Raw genomic sequence first — 1,970 nt, 5'->3', positions numbered from 1 at the left:
GGTCGGCCGTCGACGTCGCTGGTCAGCGCTGGCGCAGACGCTCCATCGCGAGCTGCACCAGGGCGATCAGGGCCTGCTTGGTGGCCGCACGCGAACGCGCGTCCGTGTAGAGGACCGGGACGTGCGCCGGGATGGCGAGCGCCTCGCGGACGTCGTCGAGCGCGTGCTTGGCGACACCGTCGAAGCAGTTGACACCCACGACGAAGGGGATGCCACGGCTCTCGAAGTAGTCGACCGCGGGGAAGCACTGGTCGAGACGGTCCGTGTCCACCAGCACGACGGCGCCGATCGCGCCGCGCACCAGGTCGTCCCACATGAACAGGAACCGGTCCTGGCCAGGCGTGCCGAACAGGTACAGCCACAGCGAGCCCGGCAGCGCGATGCGGCCGAAGTCCATGGCGACCGTGGTGGTGGTCTTGCGGTCCGACTGACCACCGGCGTCGTCGACGCCGATGGAGTGCTCGGTCATCGCGGCCTCGGTGTTGAGGGGCTCGATGTCCGAGATGGACCCGATGAAGGTCGTCTTGCCGACGGCGAAACCACCGGCCACGACGATCTTGACGACTGTGGGGGCGACGGCGCCAGCGGTTCCGGCCGGAGCGGCCACCGCGGCGTCAGAGGGCGGAAATGCCATTGAGAACACTCTCCAGCACGCTCAGGGACAGGGCGGGGGACTCACCGGTGTTGACCTCGACCGGCTGTGAGGTGTGCACGCGCACGAGCTGCTGATCGGACATGTCCGAGACCAGGATCCGGATCACGCCGATCGGCAGGTGGAGCAGTGCCGACAGCTCCGCGACAGAGATGTACGTGCTTGCCGCGTGCTGCAGGATCGCGCGCCGCTCGGGCGGCAGACCCTGACTCGACACTGCGTCAGGCAGCGCCTCGACCAACGCCTCGATCGGCAGGTCGGAGCGCGCCGAGCGCACGCGCCCGCCGGTCACGGCGTAGGGCCGGACCGTTCGGGCGACGTACTCGATGTGCTCGCTCATGAAGGATGGGCTCCTCAGACTGCCGGGGCTCGGGTAGCGCCGTCGACGGGGAGCTGACCACGCATCTCGGAGATGAGCTGCGGGGTCAGCGTCGCCTCGGTGCGGGACACGAGCATGGCCATCTCGTATCCGATGAGGCCGACGTCGCAGCTCGAGTCGGCGACCACGGCGAGGACGGAGCCGTTCGAGACGGTCATGAGGAAGAGGAACAGCGTGTCCATCTCGATGATCGCCTGACGCACCTCCCCCGCACGCAGCTGCCGCGACGCGCCGCGGGTCAGGCTCGACATGCCAGAGACGATCGCGGCCAGCTGGTCGCCGCTGGTGCGGTCCAGCTGTTCCGACATCGCCATGAGAAGACCGTCGGCCGACACCACAAGCGTGTGGCGAGTGCCGGGCACGGTCCGGACGAAATTGTCCAGGAGCCAGCCGAAATTGGCTGCCTCGGTGCTGAGCGCGGTCACACTTCCTCCTTGCTGGTGCAGTCGACGACTGCGGGTTCGAACGTCCCCACGACGGGGGCGATGTGGGGAGCTGCGGTGATGGTCATGACGAGCTCCGAGGCGAGTCGCCCGCTGCCTGACGGCCGCGGGACGTGCCGGACTGGAAGCTCGACAGGCGGCTCCGCAGCTCGTTGGGGTCACGCTGCGGGCCCTGGCCTGCGGCCTCGGAGGGCTCGGGGGCGATCGGCGGCATGGCCGTCGGGACGCGCTTGGTGAGGCGCTCGCCGGAGCTGTTGACGCTGGGCCGGTACGACGAGAGCTGGCTCAGCTCGGACAGCGCCTGCTCCTGGATGTCGGAGCGCAGCGCCAGCATCGCGGCGACGTTGTCGTCGAGCGTGCCGATGCGCGGAGCCACCGACTGCGGGACGACCGGGTTGGGGACGTCGACCGTGGTCGCGGCGGGCGTGGGCTGGCGGGCGGCGGCCCACTCGGGCGGCGCCCACCCACCGGCGGCGGGAGGCGTGGGCGCCACCGG

At 70.1% G+C, this 1,970-nt stretch carries 4 protein-coding genes; all 4 read right to left on the bottom strand.

The window, feature by feature from the left end; genetic code table 11:
- Window positions 1-22: 22 nt before the first annotated feature.
- Window positions 23-634, bottom strand: coding sequence for an ATP/GTP-binding protein (locus CWIS_RS07665; protein WP_048342678.1), 612 nt, complete (start codon window positions 632-634; stop codon window positions 23-25).
- Window positions 615-992 (bottom strand): DUF742 domain-containing protein, encoded by a 378-nt coding sequence (locus CWIS_RS07660; protein ID WP_048342677.1) that lies wholly within the window; start codon window positions 990-992, stop codon window positions 615-617. Before CWIS_RS07660 ends, CWIS_RS07665 begins: the two co-directional genes overlap by 20 nt.
- A gap of 14 nt (window positions 993-1,006) precedes the next feature.
- Window positions 1,007-1,456 (bottom strand): roadblock/LC7 domain-containing protein, encoded by a 450-nt coding sequence (locus CWIS_RS07655; RefSeq protein ID WP_048342676.1) that lies wholly within the window; start codon window positions 1,454-1,456, stop codon window positions 1,007-1,009.
- Between the two features lie 82 nt (window positions 1,457-1,538).
- Window positions 1,539-1,970: hypothetical protein (locus CWIS_RS18710; RefSeq protein WP_048342675.1), on the bottom strand; the 432-nt coding region annotated here is incomplete at its 5' end.

Source organism: Cellulomonas sp. A375-1 (genome assembly GCF_001040865.1).
GTDB classification, from domain to species: domain Bacteria; phylum Actinomycetota; class Actinomycetes; order Actinomycetales; family Cellulomonadaceae; genus Cellulomonas; species Cellulomonas gelida.
This window is presented reverse-complemented; position numbering and strand designations above follow the sequence as displayed.

What these genes read in the sequence shown, in the direction of transcription:
- CWIS_RS07665 (WP_048342678.1), bottom strand. Translation starts at nt 634, where the DNA reads ATGGCATTTCCGCCCTCTGACGCCGCGGTGGCCGCTCCGGCCGGAACC.
- CWIS_RS07660 (WP_048342677.1), bottom strand. Translation starts at nt 992, where the DNA reads ATGAGCGAGCACATCGAGTACGTCGCCCGAACGGTCCGGCCCTACGCC.